Source organism: Phascolarctobacterium succinatutens CAG:287, assembly GCF_000434895.1.
Classification (GTDB): Bacteria; Bacillota; Negativicutes; order Acidaminococcales; family Acidaminococcaceae; genus Phascolarctobacterium_A; species Phascolarctobacterium_A succinatutens_A.
The window spans coordinates 1-1,538 of the sequence record NZ_FR892785.1; the positions used below are offsets into that span (position 1 = coordinate 1).

Here is a 1,538-nt window from a genome sequence, read left to right on the forward strand (position 1 = left end):
CTATCTATATATCATTATACCATAGACCTCATACTCTGAGCATTTATTTATATTCCAAAAAGCCGCCACGCTCACGCGCAGCGGCTCACAGCAGTTCACTTACAACACTGCCACATATACTGCTTTTCATCGGCAGTTTGTGAAGATAAGCATTTCATTCTTAGCAAAGACCATAACATCATTTCAAAGTGCAACTCAATCAAAGGATTTTCTCACAACATATGTAGTTTTGCCGTCAGGAATATCCGGATTCTGCTCGAAAATAGAGCATAGTACAGACGTTAATTTATCGGTAGCAGCCTCTGACTGCATATTGATGGTGTAAACCTGATGCTGATAAACCTCCTTACCTTTGGAATTTTTAAACTTTATCTTCTTGTTATGCTTAGGTCCAAGGGCATACAGATAAACAGCATGATATTTTTCATTAGGATTATTTATCTTGGAATCATTGACGAATTTACCATTGTAAGACGGGTGGAATTCAAGCGTAGATGCAAAATCATCAATGTACTTAAGCATTTCCGGCGTAATTTTAGGTGTTTTCGTCACATCCTTAATGTAATTGGGATATCTGTAATATTTTCCGTCCTGAGGTTTTACTACAACATTCTCCACCTTCTTATCGGGCTCAGGCGCAGGCTTCTTGTCCTTGGCATCATCCCCGCAGCCTGCCGCCAACAGCAGCGCTACCAGCAGACCTGCTGTAGCCAGATACTTCAATTGCTTTTTCATAAACTTCGCCTCCTTTTTTTACATCTGCTTAAGCTTTTGCTTTTCTCTACGCTTATTATATGCCAGGGAGCGAAAAAGCGCCCCACCCCAAAAGCCGTTTTAGGGTAGGACGCTCAAAATTTTTATTAATTTATGCTAAAGCAGCTCATTTAAAAACCTTCTTCATGATTGTTCTGCTCTTGCCGTCCGGAATAGCCTCATTCTGCTCATAAACAGAATACTCAACATACGTAACTTTTTTGGTATCTGCCTTTACAGACATACGGATATGATAAATCTCCTGCTGATATACTTCCTTCCCCTTAGAATTTTTAAATTTGTTATTGCGATTATGATTGCTGCCATAGGCATGCAACCAGATACGATGGTATTCTTCATTTGGTCTGTTAATGCGTGAATCATTAAGGAATTTACCTTTTTCAGACGGCGCCAATTTTACGGTCGAAGCAAAATCATCTACATATTTAATCATCTCAGGCGTCATTTCCGGCGTTTTGGTTACATCATCAAGATAGGAAGGATATCTGTAATATTTTCCCTCTGGCGGTTTAACTACCGGTGCTTGGGCTTTTTTATCTACCTTCTGCTCTGTCTTGATGTCCGGCTTATCAACTTTCTTCTTGTCCGTGGCATCATCCCCGCAGCCTGCCGCCAACAGCAGCGCTGCAATCAAGCCTGCCGTTGCCAAATACTTAAAATGCTTTTTCATAATCTACGCCCCCTTTTTTACATCTGCTTAAGCTTTTTGCTTTTCTCTACGCTTATTATATGCCAGGGAGCGAAAAAGCGCCCCACCCCAAAAC

The 1,538-nt window shown here is 40.9% G+C and carries 2 protein-coding genes; both read right to left on the reverse strand.

What is annotated here, in order from left to right:
- Positions 1-195: 195 nt before the first annotated feature.
- Entirely contained in the window at positions 196-735 is a 540-nt protein-coding gene (locus BN587_RS04500) for a hypothetical protein (protein WP_021719953.1), read from the reverse strand.
- Positions 736-880: 145 nt separating this feature from the next.
- Positions 881-1,444 (reverse strand): hypothetical protein, encoded by a 564-nt coding sequence (locus BN587_RS04505; protein WP_021719954.1) that lies wholly within the window; start codon positions 1,442-1,444, stop codon positions 881-883.
- Positions 1,445-1,538 lie beyond the last annotated feature (94 nt).

What these genes read in the sequence shown, in the direction of transcription:
- BN587_RS04500 (WP_021719953.1), bottom strand. Translation starts at nt 735, where the DNA reads ATGAAAAAGCAATTGAAGTATCTGGCTACAGCAGGTCTGCTGGTAGCG.
- BN587_RS04505 (WP_021719954.1), bottom strand. Translation starts at nt 1,444, where the DNA reads ATGAAAAAGCATTTTAAGTATTTGGCAACGGCAGGCTTGATTGCAGCG.